2 protein-coding genes are annotated in these 1,900 nt (G+C 35.7%); both read left to right on the top strand.

The genetic code is table 11. From position 1 onward, the window contains the following. Positions 1 to 191 precede the first annotated feature (191 nt). The gene (locus tag LI149_RS14945) at positions 192 to 1,133 is read left to right on the top strand and encodes a histidine kinase N-terminal 7TM domain-containing protein (RefSeq protein ID WP_227143605.1); all 942 of its coding nucleotides are present in this window, start codon (positions 192 to 194) and stop codon (positions 1,131 to 1,133) included. Between the two features lie 66 nt (positions 1,134 to 1,199). Further along, entirely contained in the window at positions 1,200 to 1,871 is a 672-nt protein-coding gene (locus LI149_RS14940; protein ID WP_227143604.1) for a hypothetical protein, read from the top strand. Positions 1,872 to 1,900: the final 29 nt, after the last annotated feature.

The raw sequence follows: 1,900 nt of genomic DNA, 5'->3' as shown, positions 1-1,900 counted from the left end.
AGTGTCAAAGCCTCAATAATTACAATTTTATCCTTAACTTAATGACATTGAAATGTTAAAATGCTACGTCCCCATCATTGATTAAGGGTGTCCCTTTTTGAAGAAAGGGGTGCCCTTTTGCATTGCAAATTCATACTATCTTCGATACAATGAAAGAAAAGAGGTTATGTCTGCAGGTGGAGGAGAGGTATTTGAGGAAAATAAAAAAGACAATTTTCTTGGACTGGGTATGTATATTTTTGATTATTATGAGTGGACCGGTTCGTGTTTTGTTCAATGTAATTCCGGGATATTCCTGTAATATTATTATTTTTTTGCTTTATACATCAGCTTTATTTATTTGGATCAGTCAGGTGAAACGCAGACTTTTGCAGAATGAGGAATGTAAATTTTTAAGTGGAGTCGCTGCTTTGATGTTATTTTTGATGGCAGTAAGGACGATAAAATTTGATTTTTTACCAAGTGGAAGTGTATATGCACGATATGCCTGGTATTTATATTATGTTCCGCAGACACTTGCGGTACTATGGATGTTTTTTGCAGTTTTATATATTGGAAAACCGTATCATTATCAATTAGAGCGAAAGTGGAGAATACTTTACATTCCGGCGTTCATTTTGATAAGCGGAATTATGACTAATGATTTTCATCAGCTTGCTTTTCGTTTTCCAGATGGAATACAGAATTGGGGAATGGAATACACAAGGGGATTTTTATATATTCTGGCAATTGGCTGGATTGTGATATTCTGTGCCATGATCCTGGTGATCACATTTTCCAGATGTGCGTTTTCACAAAATCGCCGAAAAATCTGGATTCCGATGATTCCATTAGGAATCGGGGGAGTGTACACAATTATATATATATTAAGTCCCAAGGGGCTTTTTCCTTCATTATACAAAATGGCAGAAGTAATTTGTTTTATTTTTCCGGCGTTTATGGAATGTCTGATCTTAGCCCGACTTCTTCCGTCTAATGATAGCTACATGGATTTGTGGCAAGTTTCGTCGGCTGGCGGTGGGCTTATGGATTTTGAAGGGAATATCTTTTATTCTTCAGAGAAATGTCTGCCAGTAAAGAAGGAGCAGATTATAACTGCAAAAAGAAAAACCGTTCTTTTATCTGACGAATAGACAATATTAAGAAGTCATGAAGTCAGCGGAGGGTGGGGATTTTGGTACAAAGATATTTCGGATATTTTGAAATTAAATAGAAATCTTGAAGATGTTGGAGATGTTCTGGTTGAAGAAAATGCCATGCTGGAGGGAGCAATCAGATTATCTGAAAAGAAAATCAAGGTGGAAGAAAAGAATCAGTTATATAATGAAATTGCCAGAGAGGTGTCACCGCAGCTAAAGGAATTAAATGAGCTTTTGGATTCCTTAGAGCAGAATGATCAGGACATTAGAGAGAAACTTTGCTATGGAGGAGTTTTGAATGTATATATAAAACGGTGTTCAAATCTGTTGATTATGTCCAGGCAGTCAGGAGTCTTGAATGTTGGAGAATTATGGCTTGCATTATCTGAATCATTGGAATATATGCGGTTATATGGAATCAAGGCTTATGGAGAAAAAAAAGGAGAAGGATTCCTTTACGGAAAAGATGCAATTTTGGTATATGAGTCTTTTGAAAAGATTATAGAGAGTGTCCTTCAAAAAACAAGAGCAGTAATGGTTCTGCTGGATATGAAAGATGTCCTTTCAATAAAAATAGAACTTGACCGGGTAAAAAGTACCAGGAATTTATTTGAAATACAAAAAAAATTTGAAAAATGTAATGGAACCTTTGAGACATTTTCGGAAGAAGATACGTTATATATCCGGGGAACATTACCGCTTTTAGGGACGCCACTGAAAAAGTGGTCGTAAAATCATATATCTGATATAATTAAGGTATC

Source organism: Dorea sp. 210702-DFI.3.17 (assembly GCF_020560825.1).
GTDB lineage: Bacteria > Bacillota > Clostridia > Lachnospirales > Lachnospiraceae > Dorea > Dorea formicigenerans.
This window is presented reverse-complemented; position numbering and strand designations above follow the sequence as displayed.